The organism is Rufibacter tibetensis (assembly GCF_001310085.1).
GTDB classification, from domain to species: domain Bacteria; phylum Bacteroidota; class Bacteroidia; order Cytophagales; family Hymenobacteraceae; genus Nibribacter; species Nibribacter tibetensis.
Map to the genome: position 1 here is coordinate 2,565,690 of NZ_CP012643.1, position 16,811 is coordinate 2,582,500.

Sequence of the window (16,811 nt, forward strand, 5' to 3'; positions counted from 1 at the left end):
GGGTTCTCCTATAACTCGTGGGTCCGTTGCGGAATGTTCCACCGGAAAGAAATAGCAGAGAAGGAGCTGTTCCGGTTAAACCGACTGTCATTGGCTTCGGCGCGCCGAATCACCTGGGTCACGTCCAGGAACATGTTATACATGATCTGGAAAGAAGCAGTGGCCTCTCCGTAAACCTGGTTGGTGGTTACGCCGTCTCCTATCTGAAAACCATAATCGCCCGGACGGGTGGTATATGGTTTCAGGACGTTCCCTCCGAAGTTGTACTGAATAATGTTGCCTTCTTCGTCTATGGTGTTGGCTGGATCCTGCCCGTAACGCGTGGCGATGAGCTTACCGGTAAGCGTTAGCTTAGGCAACGGCTGGTACCGCACAATACCCACGGCCTCGGCCAGGTTGGCTCCCATGGGGTGCGCCAGTGGCTGCAGATAGTGCTGGTAGTTTTTAGATGGATCTTCGTGTTGGTAAGTAAACGGCCGGGCCAAATTCAACTCTCCTTGCAAATCAAGATTGGAAATCCCGAAGGCATCAATGTATTTGGCGCCGCCTTGCAGGGCAAATTTGTTTCCCCACCAACCGTTGCCGGCCCGCAGTTCACTAATGAGGAATTCATCCAGCACGGCTTGCCCGTAGAATTGCACGCGGTTAAGGATGTTCCACTTAAAGTCCATTCCTAGTAAGGCGTTGTCTTCTGAACCTAAGCCTTGCTCAACGCTGCGGTAGAAAATAACGGGGTTCAGGTACTGCAGCTCAAAACGGCCTCTGTCCCGCCCAAAGATCACAGACTCAAAAACACCCACGTTCAGGTTTGGCAAAAGGTTTACGCTGAGGTGGTGCAGCGTCATGTACTTTTTGTCGTAGAGTTGATCTGCGAATTTAAAATCTTGGGTGAGTTCGGCGTAGAGGTTGGTGTACTGCAGCTTCCAAACCTGGGTTTGAAGCTTTAAGAAAAAATAGGGTGCAGCATAATCAGACAGAATCATGGACCGGAACCCGTTGCCGATAAAATTGCGGTCATGACCCAGCATCACGCTGATGTGTTTGGTAGCCGCATAGTTGACATAGCCTCTGGCCGAGAAAAAGTCATAACCCCCAGAGCCGAACGTTTTCCAGTAGGCTTCATGTGGCACGATGTTGTCACGTGAAACCCTTTGGTTTACGTACCCGGGTAGTTTCACCTGGTTGTCTGCCAAAAAGGTGTAGAAGCCCAGTTTTCCATCAAGGGAACCTTCTACCTGTACGCCCCGGGTGTTGAGGTAACGCAACCCATCGGTCTCATTATCTACCCCAGCCTGCAGCCCCAGTACTGGGTTTACCCGCAAGGTGAAGTCTGGGCTGTCATAATGGTAAAGGTCAATTCTGTTTCTGTAAAAGCGCCGGAAAAAAGAAGGCTTGGCCTCAGGAGCAGACGTAATAAGAGGGGGAGACGTGATGGGGGTAGTAGGTCGCCCGGTGCTAAGAGAATCCAGAGGGTAGACAGTCAGGGAATCGCTGGAGGTGGTATTGGTGAGCGTATCACGGGTGTTGATGCTCAGCGTGTCACGGGTATAGTTCCAGTTGTCTCTGAGCAGGTAATTGATGTTGTACTTGTCTGTGCGAGACTGAGGCTTGGCACCCGGCTTTGCAGCTTCCTGGCGAGCTGCTTCGGCTAACTCGGCTACCCGGGCACGGCCATAGGGTCTGAACGAAGTATGCAGGTTTCCGGTGTTGTGTTTGATGTGGTAGCGGTCAATCACCCGGTACACATCTTGGTTGAGGGGCACAGTAGCATCCTGCGCCGACGCAGAGCCGGCCATCAGACATAGACCCAACAGCAGACGGTATGTTTTTCTCATATATCTAGTTTGAAGATGCTAAGTTAATGGAATTTTGAGCGTGTACTCTTCCTTTCGCCAACAGGTTGCCTACCCCAGTAGTAGCGCGGGTATCTGGATAAAGCAAGCAGGAATTTAAGGCCTTCTTTTCCCAAAACAGCCTCAAAGCAGAAGGAATGCTAGGGAGAACATCGCCTGAAGCTTTGAAAGCAGTATCTTTCCGGCGCCATGATCCAGTTGTTGCGCCACCATGAGATAGACCCAGTGTTTTGGGAAGCTTGTTTGCAGAAGGCAGATAAGCCGCTGGTGTATTTGCATGTCTGGTACCTGAATGTGGTGTGCGCTAACCAATGGGAAGCGCTGGTGGAAATACAAGGGAAAGAATACGTCTCCCTGTTTCCGCTGCCGGTGAAAAAGCTACTTGGCCGCAAAAGGGTGTATCAACCCTTGTTCACGCAGCAGTTGGGGCTGGCCATCACCGCTGCCAGCCAGCACAGGTCTGCTGAAGAGTACCTGGCTCTCTTGCCAGAACTTTACGTACAGGTGCACTATCAACTGCCGTGGCCCTTCAGTAATGCTCCTGAACTCCCGGATCAATGGGAATGGCGCTGGAGGCCTAATTATGAACTGTCTCTAAAACCAAGTTATGCAATCATAAAGCAAGGGTACACCACTAACCTCCAACGGAATCTGAAGAAAGCAGTCAAGAGCCAACTAGTCCTGCAACAGACTTCAACTATCGCTCCGCTGATAGCATTGTTCCAAAGCACCAAAGGAAAAGAGCTACCTCTGCGGGAGCGGCATTATCACCTATTAAAAAAACTTCATGACCAAGCCTTTAAAGAAGGAGTAGGGCAGGTGTGGGAAGTAAGGAACCATAATAATCTGTTAGCCTCTACGTTCATCCTCAGCACTGCGCATAGAATTACCTTTCTGTTTGGGGCAAGTTCAAACCAGGGGCGAGCGGTAAACGCGATGGCCTTTCTGCTGGACCATCTTATACAGAAGGAAGCCAGTTCAGGCAAAACGTTTGACTTTGAAGGGAGCGAAGTACCTGGCGTGGCGAATTTTTACGCTGGCTTTGGTGCGCAGCCGGTCTCCTACGTATCTTTAAGCAGTAAACCTAAACCCTCTGCGCTGCAATGGACTCCAACCGTCTTCACATTCTTAGCCAAACACCTTCGCTAGCCAATCATTTCATTTCTGAGTTGCGCGACGTAACGGTGCAGAAAGACAGCTTGCGGTTCCGCCGGAATCTTGAGCGCTTGGGAGAGATCATGGCGTACAAGATATCGGAAACCTTGGCGTATTCAGAACAAACCATTCAAACCCCTCTGGCCAGAACGCAGCAAACGTTGCTACAAGAGTTCCCGGTGCTGGCTACCGTGCTTAGGGCCGGTTTGCCGTTCCACCAGGGGTTCCTGAATTATTTTGATCATGCTACCAGTGCTTTTGTGGGGGCCTATAGGGTAGAGGGCGGACGCAAACTATCTGTTCACTTAGACTACATGGCTACGCCGCACCTGGAGGGCAAGATCCTGATTCTGGTGGACCCTATGTTGGCTACCGGAAAGTCCTTGGTGCTCACGTATAAGGACATGCTTCTGTATGGCACGCCCAAGCGAATTATCATTGCGGCCATCATTGCCAGCCCCGAAGGAGTAACGCATGTACAAGAGCAAATACCCGAAGCGGAGCTTTGGCTGGGCGCCCTTGATGAACACCTGAATGATCATGCCTATATAGTGCCAGGTTTAGGAGATGCCGGAGATCTGGCATTCGGTGAAAAAAATGAGAAAGTGCAATAAGATACTTTCTTTTGACCTAGTACCTTCTGGCAAAGGAGCGTTACTAGTAAAGTAGTTTAGTGTGCAAAGTTCTTGTTTTAAAGGGCTTGCAGATAAGATAAGGGTAAGATGTTGGATGTAACTTTTGATTTTAAGGCTGTATGATTGCTGCAGTTCTAAAATATATTTCTGTTTATCTTCTGAGCGCGGTAAAGTTCTTTGGAGGTCCTTTGGTTGGGTTAACCATGGGGGTATCCTTTTGGGCTACTCTAGGGCTAACCATTGCGGGCATGATGACTAGCGTAGTGCTGTTTTCATTGATAGGCTCAGCGGTGCATGACCGGTACGTAGCCCGCCAACGCGCGAAAAACAAGCCCATGTTTAGTAAGAAGAACCGCCGCATCGTTTCGGTTTGGAAGCGGTTTGGCATGTCTGGTATTGCTTTCCTTACGCCCGTACTCTTCACGCCAATTGTAGGCACCGTGCTGGCCACCGTTCTGGGAGTATCCAAAAGCCGAATCTTGTTACACATGCTTTGGAGCGCTGTCTTCTGGGGGTTCGCTGTAACCCTTACTCTATATAAACTGAGCCACCTGCCTTTTCTGCAGTTCCTGCAGAAGTAGTTGCTGGTTGTTAATCGCTAATTGCTTTATATTGATATAAACAGAAGAGCCGCAGGATACACCTGCGGCTCTTCTGTTGTAAAGGTGTTTTTTGGAAACCTTGTTAAAAACAAGCTTCCCAAGCTTTGTAACAATCAACAATTAACAACCAGCACTTAATTACCGGCTTTTGCGCTTGCTGCCGCCACCGGCTTTGGTTTTCTTCCAGCCGGCTTTCTTCAAGTCTCTCACTTTTTCGCCTTTGCCTTTGTTCTCGTACTGCGGACGGGCCTTTTTCTCGTGGAACGCTCCTTTGAAGTCTGGGTCATCACGGCGCTTTTGGTTGTCAAGCTCCTTGTTGATGGCCTGTTGCTCTTCAAAAGGTGTTTCGTGCACCCGTACCTCCTCTGGCAGGGAAGCCTCCGGTATTTTCATTTTAATCAGCTTCTCAATGCGCTCAATGTGATGCATCTCAGCTTCGTTCGCGAAGATGATGGAAGCACCTTTCTGTTCGGCTCTTCCGGTACGGCCGATGCGGTGCACATAATCCTCATAGATAATAGGCACGTCAAAGTTGATCACGTGGCTTACATCATTGATGTCGATGCCGCGGGCTGCTACGTCAGTGGCTACCAGATAGCGGACTTCTCCGTCTCTGAAAGCCTCTACGGCGTTGATGCGGGTGTTCTGGCCTTTGTTTCCGTGTACCACGCGAACACCACCCTGGCCTTTCCGGTCCAGGAAAGAACTCACATTATCGGCGTTGGTTTTGCTGCGGGTAAAGATCATGACGCGGTTAAACGTCTCCTTATCCTTGAACAGGTACTCCAGCAAAGCAATCTTGGTACGCAGGTTAGGCACCCGGTACAGTTTCTGGCTCACCGTTTCCACCGGAGTGGCTTGCGGGGTTACTTCTACCACCATTGGGAACTCAAGAAACTCCTCAGACAAGATATGCACCCGTTCGTGCATGGTTGCGGAGAACAGCAGGTTTTGCCGTTTACGGGGTATTATTTCTAAAATTTGCCTGATCTGGGGCATAAAGCCCATGTCCATCATCTTGTCGGCTTCGTCCAGCACCAGCGTTTTTAGTTCTTTCAGGTGCAGTTCGCCTTTGCGGTAGATGTCTATGAGGCGCCCAGGCGTGGCTACCAGAACATCAATACCGGCTTGGATGCGCTCAATCTGAGTTTTAGGTCCCACGCCGCCGTAGATGCCTACGGTGCGCAAATCTAAGTAAGCACTGAATTTGTGGATGTTCTCTTCTATCTGCATCACCAGCTCGCGGGTGGGCGCTAAGATGAGGGCACGGGGGTGTTTGCCTTGGGCGTACTTTACTTTCATAAGCAACGGCAACACGTAGGCGGCCGTTTTGCCCGTACCTGTTTGCGCAATGCCCATCACGTCATGCCCGGCCATGGCCAACGGAATGGTCTGGGTTTGAACCGGTGTGGGTTTCTGGTAACCAAGCTCAGAAATGGCGTTCAGCAACTGTTTGTTCAGCTTGAAATCTTCAAAACTAGGCAGCGCCTCTTCTTCCTGCGCGGTTTCCTCCGTTGCCTCTGGGGCTATGTGTTCGTCCTGCTCCGGGGCAAGATTTTCGTTTTCTTCTTCTATCATCGGTGCAAAGGTACAGAATTGAGATTTGTGTCTAGGGCTCTCATCATTAATACGTTTTAGAGCAGTTTTAGGGAAAAGGCACCTAAATGAAATGTATTACCAAGATGACCTTTATCTTAGCGCTATGAACAGCATCCTGATCAAAAACGCGCAACTATTAAACGAAGGCCAGATTCAGGCCGCCGATGTGCTGGTGAAAAACGGGTACATCCATTCCATCGGGCAGAATCTAAACGCTATTGCTGATACGGTGATAGACGCCAAAGGCCAATACCTGCTGCCTGGCATCATTGACGACCAGGTTCACTTCCGGGACCCCGGCCTTACCTACAAAGCAGATTTGTACTCTGAGCCCAGAGCAGCCGTAGCCGGTGGCGTGACCACGTTTATGGAAATGCCTAATACTGTTCCTAACGCTACCACGCAGGAACTGCTCCAGCAGAAGTATGACACCGCAGCCCAGAAGTCACTGGCGAACTACTCCTTCTTTATGGGCGGAACCAATGACAACTTAGAGGAGATCCTGAAGACGGATACCCGCAGTGTTTGCGGCATCAAGTTGTTCATGGGCTCCAGCACTGGCAATATGTTGGTAGATAATGCGCAAACGCTGGAAGGAATCTTCAAGCAATCGCCCATGCTCATTGCCACCCACTGCGAGGACGAGGCTACCATCAGAGCCAACATGCAACGGGCTACAGAGCAATATGGTGACAATATTCCCATGAGCGCGCACCCTGAGATCAGGAACGTAGAGGCTTGCTACAAATCATCCAGCATGGCGGTAGAATTGGCTAAGAAGCACAATGCGCGTTTGCACATCCTGCACATCAGCACCGCCGAAGAACTGGCCTTGTTCTCCAATGACGTACCGCTGGAGCAGAAACGGATTACCGCCGAGGTCTGCGTGCATCATCTCTGGTTTGATGCCGCGCAGTATGAGACGTTAGGCGCTCAGATCAAATGTAACCCGGCTATCAAAGAGGCCCGGCACAAAGAAGCTTTGTTCCAGGGATTGCTGGACAACAAATTAGATATCATTGCCACAGACCATGCCCCGCACACTTGGGAAGAAAAGCAGGCAACTACTTACAAAGGAGCACCCTCTGGGTTGCCGCTCGTGCAGCACTCGTTGCAGGTCATGTTGGCGTTCTATCAGCAAGGCAAAATCTCTCTGGAGCGGGTGGTGGAGAAAATGTGCCATGCTCCGGCCATCTGTTTTCAGGTAGAAAAGCGCGGGTTCATCCGGGAAGGCTATTGGGCCGATCTGGTGTTGGTGGATTTAAACCAGAACCAAACGGTAACCAAAGACAACATTCATTATAAGTGTGGTTGGTCACCGCTGGAAGGGCAGAGCTTGCCGGGCGTGGTGACGCATACCATTGTGTCTGGGCATCTGGCTTACCAGCACGGAAATTTTGACGAAAGCAAACGTGGTGAAAGAGTGTTGTTTAGCCGCTAGAAAGAAAAATATTAGATAAAAATACGGACTAATACTTGCGTTCAATCATAATCCCTGCTACTTTTGCTCTCCAATTACACGGTGGCCGTAGTTCAGCTGGTTAGAGCACCAGATTGTGATTCTGGAAGTCGTGGGTTCGAACCCCATCGGCCACCCCAAAAAGCTCCTGATTCGTCAGGGGCTTTTTTTGTTTTCGGGCTGTTTTCCTGGAAAGGGCCGTAAAACGAAAAAGCATACATTTGTGCGGAGGTGCGGCGCAGAGCAAACCACTTCCTTAAACTGAAGAACCGTAAAAGAAAACACATGAGTCTATTAGTAGTCGGGTCAGTGGCGTTTGATGCGCTGGAAACTCCGTTCGGCAAACGGGAAAAGATCATCGGCGGAGCCGGAACCTTCATTTCTTTGTCAGCCGCCCACTTTGTGCAGCCCGTGAACCTGGTGTCTGTGGTAGGAGGCGACTTCCTGAAGTCAGACATTGCCATGTTGCAGAGCAAAGGCATTAACGTAGATGGTTTACAAATTAAAGAAAACGAGAAGTCATTCTTCTGGTCTGGCCGTTACTTCAATGACATGAACAGCCGCGAGACGCTGGTCACTGAACTGAACGTGCTAGGCGATTTCGACCCGATTATCCCGGAAAGCTACCAAGACTGCAAATACCTGATGCTGGGCAACCTGGCTCCGCAGGTGCAGCGCCAGGTGATTGAGCGCCTGACTAACCGGCCTAAGCTGATTGTGATGGACACCATGAACTTCTGGATGGACATTGCGCTGGATGATTTGATCCAAACCATTGGCATGGTAGACGTGCTCAGCATCAATGACGAGGAAGCCCGCCAGCTGAGCGGCGAGTACTCGCTGGTGAAAGCAGCCAAGAAGATCATGGGCATGGGTCCTAAATACCTCATCATCAAAAAAGGTGAGCACGGTGCGCTGTTGTTCCACGGGGAAGAGGTGTTCTTCGCGCCGGCTTTACCGCTGGAGGAAGTATTTGACCCAACTGGGGCTGGTGATACATTTGCAGGTGGTTTTATTGGCTACCTGGCCTCCACAGATGACATCAGCTTTGATAACATGAAACGCGCTGTTATAAATGGGTCTGCCATGGCCTCTTTCTGTGTAGAGCAGTTCGGGACCGAGCGTCTGGTTGATTTGCAACCTGATGAAGTAGTCACCCGCGTTCTGGAGTTTGTGAAACTGGTGAACTTCCAGCCACAGCAAGCTTAATCAGTTTAAGGGCAGTTTTCTTAAAAGCGGCCTTAAAACGAAATGTATACAAAAGCCCGGGGCTACTGATCTGTATCAGTAGCCCCGGGCTTTTTTTGATGTTTTTAGATAAACAGGCGCTAAACTCAGGCAAGTTGAGTTTTTGACCGCAACCACCTTCTGGCCGATTTTTCATCAGTGAAGTATTGGATCTCAATGTCACCTCGCTGGGCCATGTGCTTGTTAGTGGATTCCACGCTCACCTTCCCGAAGTAATCCTGCGGGATAAGGAAAGCCATGTGCGTGACGCCCGCATTAACGGCTTTGGGAAACCATTCATTGTTGATCCATTCCTGGCTTTCCTTCTGAATTACCTTGATCTTGCTTGTGTCCACGAGTATTTTGGAATACCCGGTTTCCTGCACCAACGCAAGACTGTTTTCTGCAATCTGCTTAAACTCGTGGTACTTCAAAAAACCTTCAAAGGTTGCTAATACAACCCGTGAAACTATGTCTACTTGATTCGTCCTCATGCTGCATAAAGGCAGTTTTTCACCCTCTGGTAGGTAGACGCTGCCTGCTCCATTTTCTTAACGTGTTTAAGGTCAGATTTAGTGAAAGAGAGTTGAAAACTGTTGAAAATTCCTGAATTCTGCAAAGATTTACCTAGGTTGGTTTCTAGATTGATAGCAATGCAGAAAAAAAATAATACATCAGTGGCCATCTTTGTGGGGGCGGTGGTGTTCCTGGCGCTGGAAATAGCCGTGTACTACGGACTGGTGACCTGGCTTATTCCAACTGACCCCGAGGTAGAGGAGCAGGGTGGTTCTATTGTGCGCAACTGGAACAAGGTCATGTACTTTATTTTAATCTACATGGCCGTTTTGGTGAGTGCCCTTTTATTTGCCAGTTCGCAGGTGCCCAGAAGCTACCGCAGACACGTTCTTTTCTGGTTTTACCTTTCTTTGCCCACGCTGCTGGTGCTTTTAGTCTTAGCTTTTAGCTGATAAAGTGATATACTTTTAGCAAAGGCGCACGTATAGGAAGGTATCACTTAACCAAACGGAGGATTTTATGAGCAGCAATAAAAAGAATCACAGCGGAGAAAAGGATAATAAAAAGGGTGGTTTTATTGACAATACTGACCACAAGCACCTTACTCCAGATGATGATACGCCCCAAACCCCGGAAAGTAGCTACATGAGCTCTAAGAGCGGTGGTACTACCATTCAGGATGAGCGTGCCGTGTCCAGAACCGGAAACAACAACCGTGAAGGGGTTAATGCCTCTTATGGCGATGGCGGAGACAGACCCCGCAGTAACCCAAGTGACAACCAGGTAGACCGCGGTAAATAAGAAGTACCGTTCATAAGTAAAAAGCGGAGGCTGCTCTTTAAAGAGCAGCCTCCGCTTTTTTGTTTTTACATTGAATGGAAAAGCTGACATTCAGTTTATGCCTTCTTTTTTATTTAAAAGAGAGCTCAGAACACAGGGCTATTTCTCTACGTGCTGGTAGATCATTTGTGAGACATTGGCCATAGCCTCTATGCCCGCTTTTTCATCCTCTAACCCTTTTGAGAGCAGCACCAACACGTATTGACGTCCATCGGGCAGGAACACGATGCCCGAGTCATGCCGCACGCCCGTGATCCAACCTGTCTTATGGGCCACTGTCACCTCCTGGGGCAGTTTGGCCGGAATTACGTCTTTAAACTTCTGTTCCAGCAAAATTTTAATCATTTCCTGCGAGGCGGATTTGCTCACCGTTTTTCCTAGGGCCATTTTTTGGAAGAGCACCATCAGGTCATAGGCAGTAGTGGTGTTGTTCATTCCCTGGCGGTAGGCCTTGGTGTCTTCCACCCCACGCAGCACCTGCATGTCTTTCGCGCCCAAGTCCCGCATGGTTTGAGTCACGTTCTTCGCGTCCAGTTTTTCTATGACAATGTTGGTGGCCAGGTTGCTGCTCTGGATGATCATCTTGTACAGCAGTTCAGACAAAGGGCGTTTCTGCCCCAGTTGCGAGTACAGTTCCTGCTCGCTGTCGTCTTGCGGCCCGATGCTGAAAGGGCTTCCATCCACAATGCTTTTGAACTCATTCTTCACCAGAACTGAATCCGTGATGGCAAATTTTCCCTCGGACGCTTGTTTGTAGGCTTCAATGAGCACGGGCGTTTTCATGGTGCTGGCGGCGTGGAAGCTTTCATGCTCGTTCAAAAGCAGCTCCTCGCCGGTTTTCAGGTCTTTGAACGCCACGGCAAAGGTGCCTTTCTGTTTGCCTAGTTCGGCCAGTACCTCTTCTCTTAACTGAAGCATGTTCTTTTTGGGTTTGGAAACGGTGCAACCCAGCAATAGGAGGGTCAGAGTAAGAATCGGGAAGAATGTGCGCATAATGAAGTTTTGTGCTCAAGGTAAGCAAGTGCCGTAAACGTTAAATAGCAGCCTTGCTCCGTTTACTGTCTATTTTCTGAAAAGCAGGCAGTAATCGTACGCTATTCTCCACTGGCTTTTTCCGGCTCTTTGAAGTCCTGCTTAAGCCAGTGTTTGAAATTAGCTTGCTGCTCAGCCGATGCCTTTGGGTTCTTTTTCACGCAGTACTGCGGCAAGTATACCGTTCCATCGGGCTTCAGCTTCACCGTTTTCAAGGTCTTTTGCCGAAACAAGGTCACTTCTATTTCTGATTGGCCTTTGATCAAGTTCTGCAAGTTGCTGTTTTCCAGTTTCCGTCCGTTAATGGCAATCAATTCATCATCCACGGAAAGGGCAGTAGAAGCCGGAGAGTTAGGGACCACATATCCAATGACGGAAGAGGTAGGCATGGCAGCGTTCAACCGGAAACCGTACGTGCTTTCATAGGACAGTACTGCCGGTTCTTTCTCCAGGGAGCAGCCCACGTACTCCAAAGCTGGAGTTAGCCATTTTTCAAAGGGCACCGTTCCGAAGATCATCTCCTGAAAATACTGCTCTAAGGAAACGCCAGCTACTTCTTCAGTCAGGCGCTGGTAATCTGCCTCAGAGTAGCCAATGCCGGGCTGTCCGAACTCCTGCCACATGCGGCGCATCACATCATCAAGCGAACGGGCGTTTTGGGTAGCCCGCCTAATCTCCAGGTCCAGCACCAGTGCCGCAATACAGCCTTTGTGGTAAATGCTCACCTTCCGGTCGGGGATGCCGGGTTTGTAGCCGTCCAGCCAAGTATCAAAGGAAGAGTCGGCTACGGAAAGGTTTGCTTCTCCTTGGTCTATGGAATGGCGCTTGAGTACAGTGTTCAGTTCCTGGAAGTACTGGTCTGTGGTGAAGACACCGCTGCGGGCCAGCAGGTAATCGCCATAATAGGTAGTCACGCCCTCGGCCACGTAGCCGGTTCTGAAGTAGTTCTCGCGGGTAAAATCATACGGCAGCATCTCCTTAGGCCGGATTTGCTTGATGTTCCACGTGTGAAAAAGTTCGTGGCAACTCACGCCCAGCAGTTCTTTATAGAGCGCTGGTAGCATCAACTGCTCTGAGGGGCCTAAGGTAATGACCGTAGAATTCAGGTGTTCCACCCCATGGTAATGGGTATATGGAAGGATGATGTTCAAAAAATGATAGTCCTTCACCGGAAAGGTCTGGAACAAGGCCAGTTGCTCTTTGGTGAACTCCTTGAAGTGTGGAAGAATCTGTTTCCAATCTGGAGTGCAGTCTCCCTGAAACCACACGTGGAATGGAATGCCCTGTTCTTCATACACTTCATGCTGCAGCGTTGCGCTGGCGATGAACGGAGAATCTACCAAATGGTCAAAGTTCAAGGCTTGCAGCGTGTGCCGCTCTGTTTCAGGTAAACCGCAGGCAATTTCCCACTCTTCGGGAATGGTCAATGACAAGGTGCAGGCTTCCTGTTCCTGCCCTTCTGGAGTGAGGAGGCAGTTCACGGGGTTCACGTAAAGAAAATCTGAGGACAACCATGACCCTCCGCCATCCATCTGGCGGGCATAAAAGTTGTAGCGAACCTCCAAGGCTTGGTTCCCTTTGGTTTCTACCTGCCACCGGTCTTTGGTTACTTTCTTGAAGGGCAGGGGAGAACCATCTGGGGCTGTTACTTCAAAAGCTTGCAGTTTCTGCGCGAAGTTCTGCAGTTCGTATCGGCCGGGCCGCCAGGCAGGCAACTGCAGGTAAACTTCTGGTCCGATAATGTTCTCTATAGACGTCCGGACTTGCAGAAAGCCGGAAAGGGGGTTCTGGAAAGAGAGATGGTAGTGTGGCACGGTGTGATAAGTATATAAGTGATCTTATTTTGTCTAACGAAGGTATGGGGTTTTCGTACTCATTTCAGGAAAACAGGTCTAAAATGGTTTCTTAAGCGGCCTTCTTTGGAACGCGGAATGTTAGCAGGGTTGCTTTGGTTGACAGAGCAGCAGAGGGGTAATGGTGTAAGTTGAGCTTTTGGTTTCTAGCTCTTTAACCGGGCACGCTGCTTTGCCTTTGTTTTTTTAAAATGCGCTTGAAAATGCCTTTCTTAGTGCCTGGTGATGCAGCAAGGCTTTCAGCAGGAAGAGATAACATGCAAATAATCAAATTAAAATGCACATAGGGGTTTGATTTATCAGAATTGATTTCCTAATTTTGCAGCCCTTAATATAATGTTTAGTGTAAGATGAAAAGAACATTCCAACCTTCGCAACGCAAAAGAAGAAATAAGCATGGTTTCCGCTCAAGAATGGAAACTGCCAACGGACGTAGAGTATTAGCTAGCAGAAGAGCTAAAGGCCGTCACAAACTGACCGTTTCTGACGAAAGAAGACACAAAGCCTAATTTTTCTGAGTAGCTCGCTGCAAGGCGCCTCGCGAATGGGTACCTTCACTGAACATTCTGCAGAAGAGCAATCGATTTCTTATAGATTTCCGAAAGAAGAACGTTTACGGAGCAAAAAGCTGATTGAACAGCTTTTCCGTGAAGGTTCTTCTTTTAATTCTTATCCGCTCCGTTTCGTGGCGCTGCATGTGCCCGTCCCGTCTGAACTCCCCGTTCAGGTATTGGTATCGGTGTCAAAGCGGAATTTCAAAAAAGCCGTAGACCGCAACCGCCTGAAAAGACAGATGCGCGAAGCTTACCGGCTGCACAAACACGTTTTTTCCAAGCCCACCCCGGAAAGCGGCACGTGGTATATTGGCATCCTCTACATAGGAAAAGAAAAAAATCCTTTCAATCTTATCAGCAAAAAACTAAATTCAGGGCTAGAGCGTTTGCTTCTTAAATAGTCTTCTCTTTTTCCTGTTTTCACCGCTGCTGATATGTTGAAGAAAACTTTTGCCGGCCTATTGGTGGCGGGCACCGCATGGGGCCTTTTTTCGTTCACGAACGATGGCTCTGAGCGCTATTTCGATATCGCCAAAAACCTTGACATCTTCGCCACGCTCTTCAAAGAGGTGAATACTTATTACGTAGACGATGTGGCTCCCTCCAAACTGGTGCGTACCGGCATTGATGCTATGCTCAAGTCACTGGACCCTTACACTAATTATATTCCTGAAGACGATATAGAAGACTTCCGTACCATGACCACTGGTCAGTACGGCGGAATTGGTGCCTTGGTAGGCAAGCGCGAAGGCCGTACCATCATCTCTTTGCCGCACGAGGGTTCTCCCGCCCAAAAGGCAGGCCTGATCATTGGCGATGAGATATTGAAGATTGACGGGGTAGACCTTGCCAAGAAATCAGACAATGAGGTAAGCAAACTGTTGAAAGGGCAGGCGGGCACCATTGTGAAACTGGAGATCAAGCGCTTTGGGGCGGAGAAGCCGATGGTGGTGGATGTTACCCGGGCTAATATTCAAATCAGCAACGTTCCTTATTATGGCATGGTGACACCTGAGATCGGCTACTTGCAACTCTCTGGGTTTACCGTTGACGCAGGCCGCGAGGTGCGCAATGCCGTAACTAAATTGAAAGAGCAAGGGGCCAAGAAAGTGATTCTGGATTTGCGTGACAACCCGGGTGGGTTGTTGAATGAGTCCGTAAATATCTCTAACCTGTTCCTGGCGCGTGGAAAAGACATTGTCAGCACTAAAAGTAAAGTAACTGACTGGAATAAGATGTACAAGGCTTTGGATGAGCCTTTAGACGTACAGATGCCATTAGTAGTATTGACCAGCAGTAACAGTGCCTCGGCTGCTGAGATTGTAGCGGGTGCTTTGCAAGATTATGACCGGGCCGTTCTGGTGGGTGAAAGAACCTTCGGGAAAGGCTTGGTGCAGATGACGCGTCCGCTTTCCTATAACTCCCAGTTAAAAGTAACCACTGCTAAATACTACATACCAAGCGGCAGGTGTATTCAAGCCATTGACTATGCCCACAGAGATGCAGACGGTTCGTTGCACAAAACACCAGACTCTCTACGGGTAGCATTCAAGACCGCCAGTGGCCGAGTAGTGTATGACGGTGGTGGCATTAGCCCAGATGTAGAAGTGAAAGAGCAACTGGTACCAGACATAATCCGCAAATTGGTGACAAAGAACTACATCTTTGATTACGCTACCCGGTTCAGAGCCGCTAATCCTACCATTGCTTCGGCCAAAGACTTTAGATTATCTGACGCCGAGTATCAGAGGTTTGTATCCTTCCTGAACGGAAAAGACATTTCTTACTCCACTGATGTAGAGAAAGCCTTAGACAATATGATCAAGAAGGCGAAGGAAGACAAGCACTATGAAGAAGTAAAAGCCGACATAGAGCAAATCAAAAAGAAAGTGGCTGCTAACAAAGGAAACGATTTGTTGCGGTTCAAAGCTGAAATTACTGAGCTGCTAGAGCAGGAGATAGTTTCACGGTATTATCTGCAGAAAGGTTTAGTAGAGGCCACCTTCAATGATGATAAGAATATTGTGGCTGCGGTAGATGTATTGAACAACCCAGCGCGTTACCAGGGCTTGCTTACCACCAGTGCCAAGAAATAGAGTTTACTCTATATTATATATAGTATAGTAAGGGCAACCGGAGCACGGTTGCCCTTATGTTTTAGAATAGCGTAGCTTTGCAGGACTGTAACTGCTTTGCTTTTGCCCATGGCATATATCTTATCTTTAGAAACATCTTCCTCTGTCTGTTCTGTGGCCCTGCACCAGGACCAGGCTTTGCTTTCCTATGCTGAACTCCAGATGGAGAAATCGCATTCCTCACATATCACCGTAATGGTAGAACAAGTGCTGGAGTATGCGGGTGTGAAGTTGAAGCAGTTAGATGCCGTAGCAGTTTCGGGTGGGCCCGGATCTTATACCGGGTTGCGGATAGGCACAGGAACGGCAAAGGGTTTGTGCTTTTCTTTAGACAAACCTTTAGTTTCAGTAAGTACTTTGGCCTCCATGGCGCAACAAGTCATTTCTTTCACGCCTGCCCCAGAGCGTTATTTGTTTTGCCCCATGTTAGATGCCCGTCGTTCTGAAGTGTACACATGTCTCCTGGCGCATGATCTGAATGAACAAAGTCCTGTGGAGCCGATGGTGTTAGAGAGTTCTTCTTTTGCCCAGGAATTAGAAAAACAGCCAATAATCTTCTTCGGAAGCGGGGCAACCAAAGCAAAAGAACTTCTGGCTCCTCACCCGAACGCTTTTTACCTGGAGAATGTTAAACCTACAGCCAAAGCCATTGGCACCTTAGCCTTTCCTAGGCTACTAGCAGGTAAGTTTGAAGATGTGGCCTATTATGAGCCATTTTATTTAAAAGAGGTATATATTACTAAACCCTTAAGGAAATAAAGTAAGATGGAAGAGTTTGTAAACCGGGTAGCTAACAGCGGGCTTATTACATTAAACCTGGAAGAATACTTGCACCCCGGTGAGCGGGTAGTCTATGATATAAAAGACAATTTGTTTCATGGGCTTATGCTGCGAGAGAAAGATTTCCGGGCTTTCGTTAAAGACCATGATTGGTCACAATACACCGGAAAGAACGTTGCCATTATTTGCTCAACCGATGCTATTGTGCCAACCTGGGCGTATATGTTATTAGCAAGTAAACTGCAGCCGTTTGTGAACCGCTATGTGTTCGGAGATTTAGATGCTTTAGAGCAGGCATTGTTGCAAGATGCGATTGCCAATATCAATGCTGAAGAATATCAAGACGCTAAAGTGGTGATTAAGGGGTGTGGTCAGATACCAGTGCCTACCTATGCGTATGTGGAAATCATGCAGAAGTTGTTACCGGTAGTAAGCAGCATTATGTACGGTGAGCCTTGCTCAACAGTGCCTATTTATAAAAAGCCGAAGGATAAGGTAGTCTCTGCCTAACTCTACCGGATGGAGCTTAAGGAGTTCTGCCAAAATCACTCCTTAAGCTCCAACAGTATAT

17 protein-coding genes and 1 tRNA gene are annotated in these 16,811 nt (G+C 48.8%); 13 read left to right on the forward strand and 5 right to left on the reverse strand.

The annotated features are described in order from the left end of the window. Positions 1 to 8: 8 nt before the first annotated feature. Positions 9 to 1,835 (reverse strand): hypothetical protein, encoded by a 1,827-nt coding sequence (locus tag DC20_RS10360; RefSeq protein ID WP_062543770.1) that lies wholly within the window; start codon positions 1,833 to 1,835, stop codon positions 9 to 11. A gap of 207 nt (positions 1,836 to 2,042) precedes the next feature. Here DC20_RS10360 and DC20_RS10365 point away from each other — a divergent pair, with 207 nt between their 5' ends. From DC20_RS10365 to DC20_RS10375, 3 genes are all read left to right on the forward strand, one after another. Continuing rightward, positions 2,043 to 3,002, forward strand: a complete 960-nt coding sequence (locus DC20_RS10365; RefSeq protein ID WP_062543771.1) for a hypothetical protein — start codon at positions 2,043 to 2,045, stop codon at positions 3,000 to 3,002. Next, positions 2,957 to 3,622 (forward strand): uracil phosphoribosyltransferase, encoded by a 666-nt coding sequence (gene upp, locus DC20_RS10370; RefSeq protein ID WP_062543772.1) that lies wholly within the window; start codon positions 2,957 to 2,959, stop codon positions 3,620 to 3,622. The genes DC20_RS10365 and upp overlap by 46 nt, the downstream gene beginning before the upstream one ends. A 224-nt stretch (positions 3,623 to 3,846) precedes the next feature. Beyond that, entirely contained in the window at positions 3,847 to 4,224 is a 378-nt protein-coding gene (locus DC20_RS10375) for a hypothetical protein (RefSeq protein ID WP_245652340.1), read from the forward strand. Positions 4,225 to 4,383: 159 nt separating this feature from the next. Here DC20_RS10375 and DC20_RS10380 read toward each other — a convergent pair whose 3' ends face one another. Continuing rightward, complete coding sequence (locus tag DC20_RS10380) at positions 4,384 to 5,823, reverse strand: DEAD/DEAH box helicase (protein WP_083470295.1); 1,440 nt, start codon at positions 5,821 to 5,823, stop codon at positions 4,384 to 4,386. Positions 5,824 to 5,947: 124 nt separating this feature from the next. Between DC20_RS10380 and DC20_RS10385 the strand changes: the two genes are divergently transcribed. The 3 genes from DC20_RS10385 (at position 5,948) to DC20_RS10395 (ending at position 8,512) form a co-directional block, all read left to right on the forward strand. Then, entirely contained in the window at positions 5,948 to 7,285 is a 1,338-nt protein-coding gene (locus DC20_RS10385) for a dihydroorotase (protein ID WP_062545908.1), read from the forward strand. Between the two features lie 81 nt (positions 7,286 to 7,366). Then, positions 7,367 to 7,443 (forward strand) — tRNA-His (locus DC20_RS10390). Positions 7,444 to 7,588: 145 nt separating this feature from the next. Beyond that, on the forward strand, positions 7,589 to 8,512 hold the full coding sequence (locus DC20_RS10395) for a PfkB family carbohydrate kinase (RefSeq protein WP_062545909.1): 924 nt from the start codon (positions 7,589 to 7,591) through the stop codon (positions 8,510 to 8,512). 125 nt (positions 8,513 to 8,637) lie between these two features. Here the strand turns inward: DC20_RS10395 and DC20_RS10400 are convergent, their stop codons facing one another. Further along, positions 8,638 to 9,024, reverse strand: a complete 387-nt coding sequence (locus DC20_RS10400; RefSeq protein WP_062543774.1) for an STAS/SEC14 domain-containing protein — start codon at positions 9,022 to 9,024, stop codon at positions 8,638 to 8,640. A gap of 159 nt (positions 9,025 to 9,183) precedes the next feature. Between DC20_RS10400 and DC20_RS10410 the strand changes: the two genes are divergently transcribed. Next, positions 9,184 to 9,498 (forward strand): hypothetical protein, encoded by a 315-nt coding sequence (locus DC20_RS10410; RefSeq protein ID WP_157593126.1) that lies wholly within the window; start codon positions 9,184 to 9,186, stop codon positions 9,496 to 9,498. 67 nt (positions 9,499 to 9,565) lie between these two features. Beyond that, on the forward strand, positions 9,566 to 9,847 hold the full coding sequence (locus DC20_RS10415; protein WP_062543777.1) for a hypothetical protein: 282 nt from the start codon (positions 9,566 to 9,568) through the stop codon (positions 9,845 to 9,847). Between the two features lie 138 nt (positions 9,848 to 9,985). On the opposite strand, the gene DC20_RS10420 is transcribed toward DC20_RS10415, so the two are convergent. Together DC20_RS10420 and DC20_RS10425 are read right to left on the reverse strand one after the other, a co-directional pair. After that, positions 9,986 to 10,804 carry a serine hydrolase gene (locus tag DC20_RS10420; RefSeq protein ID WP_245652341.1) on the reverse strand — a complete coding sequence of 273 codons (819 nt, stop codon included), beginning with the start codon at positions 10,802 to 10,804 and terminating at the stop codon, positions 9,986 to 9,988. 176 nt (positions 10,805 to 10,980) lie between these two features. Continuing rightward, the gene (locus DC20_RS10425) at positions 10,981 to 12,732 is read right to left on the reverse strand and encodes a M61 family metallopeptidase (RefSeq protein WP_062543779.1); all 1,752 of its coding nucleotides are present in this window, start codon (positions 12,730 to 12,732) and stop codon (positions 10,981 to 10,983) included. A gap of 389 nt (positions 12,733 to 13,121) precedes the next feature. On the opposite strand from DC20_RS10425, the gene rpmH reads away from it, so the two are divergent. The 5 genes from rpmH to DC20_RS10445 all read left to right on the forward strand — a co-directional run bounded on the left by rpmH (position 13,122) and on the right by DC20_RS10445 (position 16,750). Then, on the forward strand, positions 13,122 to 13,280 hold the full coding sequence (gene rpmH / locus DC20_RS22345) for a 50S ribosomal protein L34 (RefSeq protein ID WP_071885432.1): 159 nt from the start codon (positions 13,122 to 13,124) through the stop codon (positions 13,278 to 13,280). Positions 13,281 to 13,315: 35 nt separating this feature from the next. Continuing rightward, the gene (gene rnpA, locus DC20_RS10430; protein WP_083470296.1) at positions 13,316 to 13,726 is read left to right on the forward strand and encodes a ribonuclease P protein component; all 411 of its coding nucleotides are present in this window, start codon (positions 13,316 to 13,318) and stop codon (positions 13,724 to 13,726) included. 33 nt (positions 13,727 to 13,759) lie between these two features. Continuing rightward, entirely contained in the window at positions 13,760 to 15,421 is a 1,662-nt protein-coding gene (locus DC20_RS10435; protein ID WP_062543780.1) for a S41 family peptidase, read from the forward strand. Between the two features lie 108 nt (positions 15,422 to 15,529). Beyond that, positions 15,530 to 16,219 (forward strand): tRNA (adenosine(37)-N6)-threonylcarbamoyltransferase complex dimerization subunit type 1 TsaB, encoded by a 690-nt coding sequence (gene tsaB, locus DC20_RS10440; RefSeq protein WP_062543781.1) that lies wholly within the window; start codon positions 15,530 to 15,532, stop codon positions 16,217 to 16,219. 6 nt (positions 16,220 to 16,225) lie between these two features. Continuing rightward, positions 16,226 to 16,750: a DUF2480 family protein gene (locus tag DC20_RS10445; protein ID WP_062543782.1), complete on the forward strand. Its 525-nt coding sequence runs from the start codon at positions 16,226 to 16,228 to the stop codon at positions 16,748 to 16,750. Positions 16,751 to 16,811: the final 61 nt, after the last annotated feature.

Coding starts and splice junctions, on each gene's coding strand:
- upp (WP_062543772.1), top strand. CDS start 2,957: ATGGACTCCAACCGTCTTCACATTCTTAGCCAAACACCTTCGCTAGCC.
- DC20_RS10365 (WP_062543771.1), top strand. CDS start 2,043: ATGATCCAGTTGTTGCGCCACCATGAGATAGACCCAGTGTTTTGGGAA.
- DC20_RS10375 (WP_245652340.1), top strand. CDS start 3,847: ATGGGGGTATCCTTTTGGGCTACTCTAGGGCTAACCATTGCGGGCATG.
- rpmH (WP_071885432.1), top strand. CDS start 13,122: ATGAAAAGAACATTCCAACCTTCGCAACGCAAAAGAAGAAATAAGCAT.
- DC20_RS10445 (WP_062543782.1), top strand. CDS start 16,226: ATGGAAGAGTTTGTAAACCGGGTAGCTAACAGCGGGCTTATTACATTA.
- rnpA (WP_083470296.1), top strand. CDS start 13,316: ATGGGTACCTTCACTGAACATTCTGCAGAAGAGCAATCGATTTCTTAT.
- DC20_RS10410 (WP_157593126.1), top strand. CDS start 9,184: ATGCAGAAAAAAAATAATACATCAGTGGCCATCTTTGTGGGGGCGGTG.
- DC20_RS10415 (WP_062543777.1), top strand. CDS start 9,566: ATGAGCAGCAATAAAAAGAATCACAGCGGAGAAAAGGATAATAAAAAG.
- tsaB (WP_062543781.1), top strand. CDS start 15,530: ATGGCATATATCTTATCTTTAGAAACATCTTCCTCTGTCTGTTCTGTG.
- DC20_RS10380 (WP_083470295.1), bottom strand. CDS start 5,823: ATGATAGAAGAAGAAAACGAAAATCTTGCCCCGGAGCAGGACGAACAC.
- DC20_RS10435 (WP_062543780.1), top strand. CDS start 13,760: ATGTTGAAGAAAACTTTTGCCGGCCTATTGGTGGCGGGCACCGCATGG.
- DC20_RS10420 (WP_245652341.1), bottom strand. CDS start 10,804: ATGCTTCAGTTAAGAGAAGAGGTACTGGCCGAACTAGGCAAACAGAAA.
- DC20_RS10400 (WP_062543774.1), bottom strand. CDS start 9,024: ATGAGGACGAATCAAGTAGACATAGTTTCACGGGTTGTATTAGCAACC.
- DC20_RS10395 (WP_062545909.1), top strand. CDS start 7,589: ATGAGTCTATTAGTAGTCGGGTCAGTGGCGTTTGATGCGCTGGAAACT.
- DC20_RS10360 (WP_062543770.1), bottom strand. CDS start 1,835: ATGAGAAAAACATACCGTCTGCTGTTGGGTCTATGTCTGATGGCCGGC.
- DC20_RS10385 (WP_062545908.1), top strand. CDS start 5,948: ATGAACAGCATCCTGATCAAAAACGCGCAACTATTAAACGAAGGCCAG.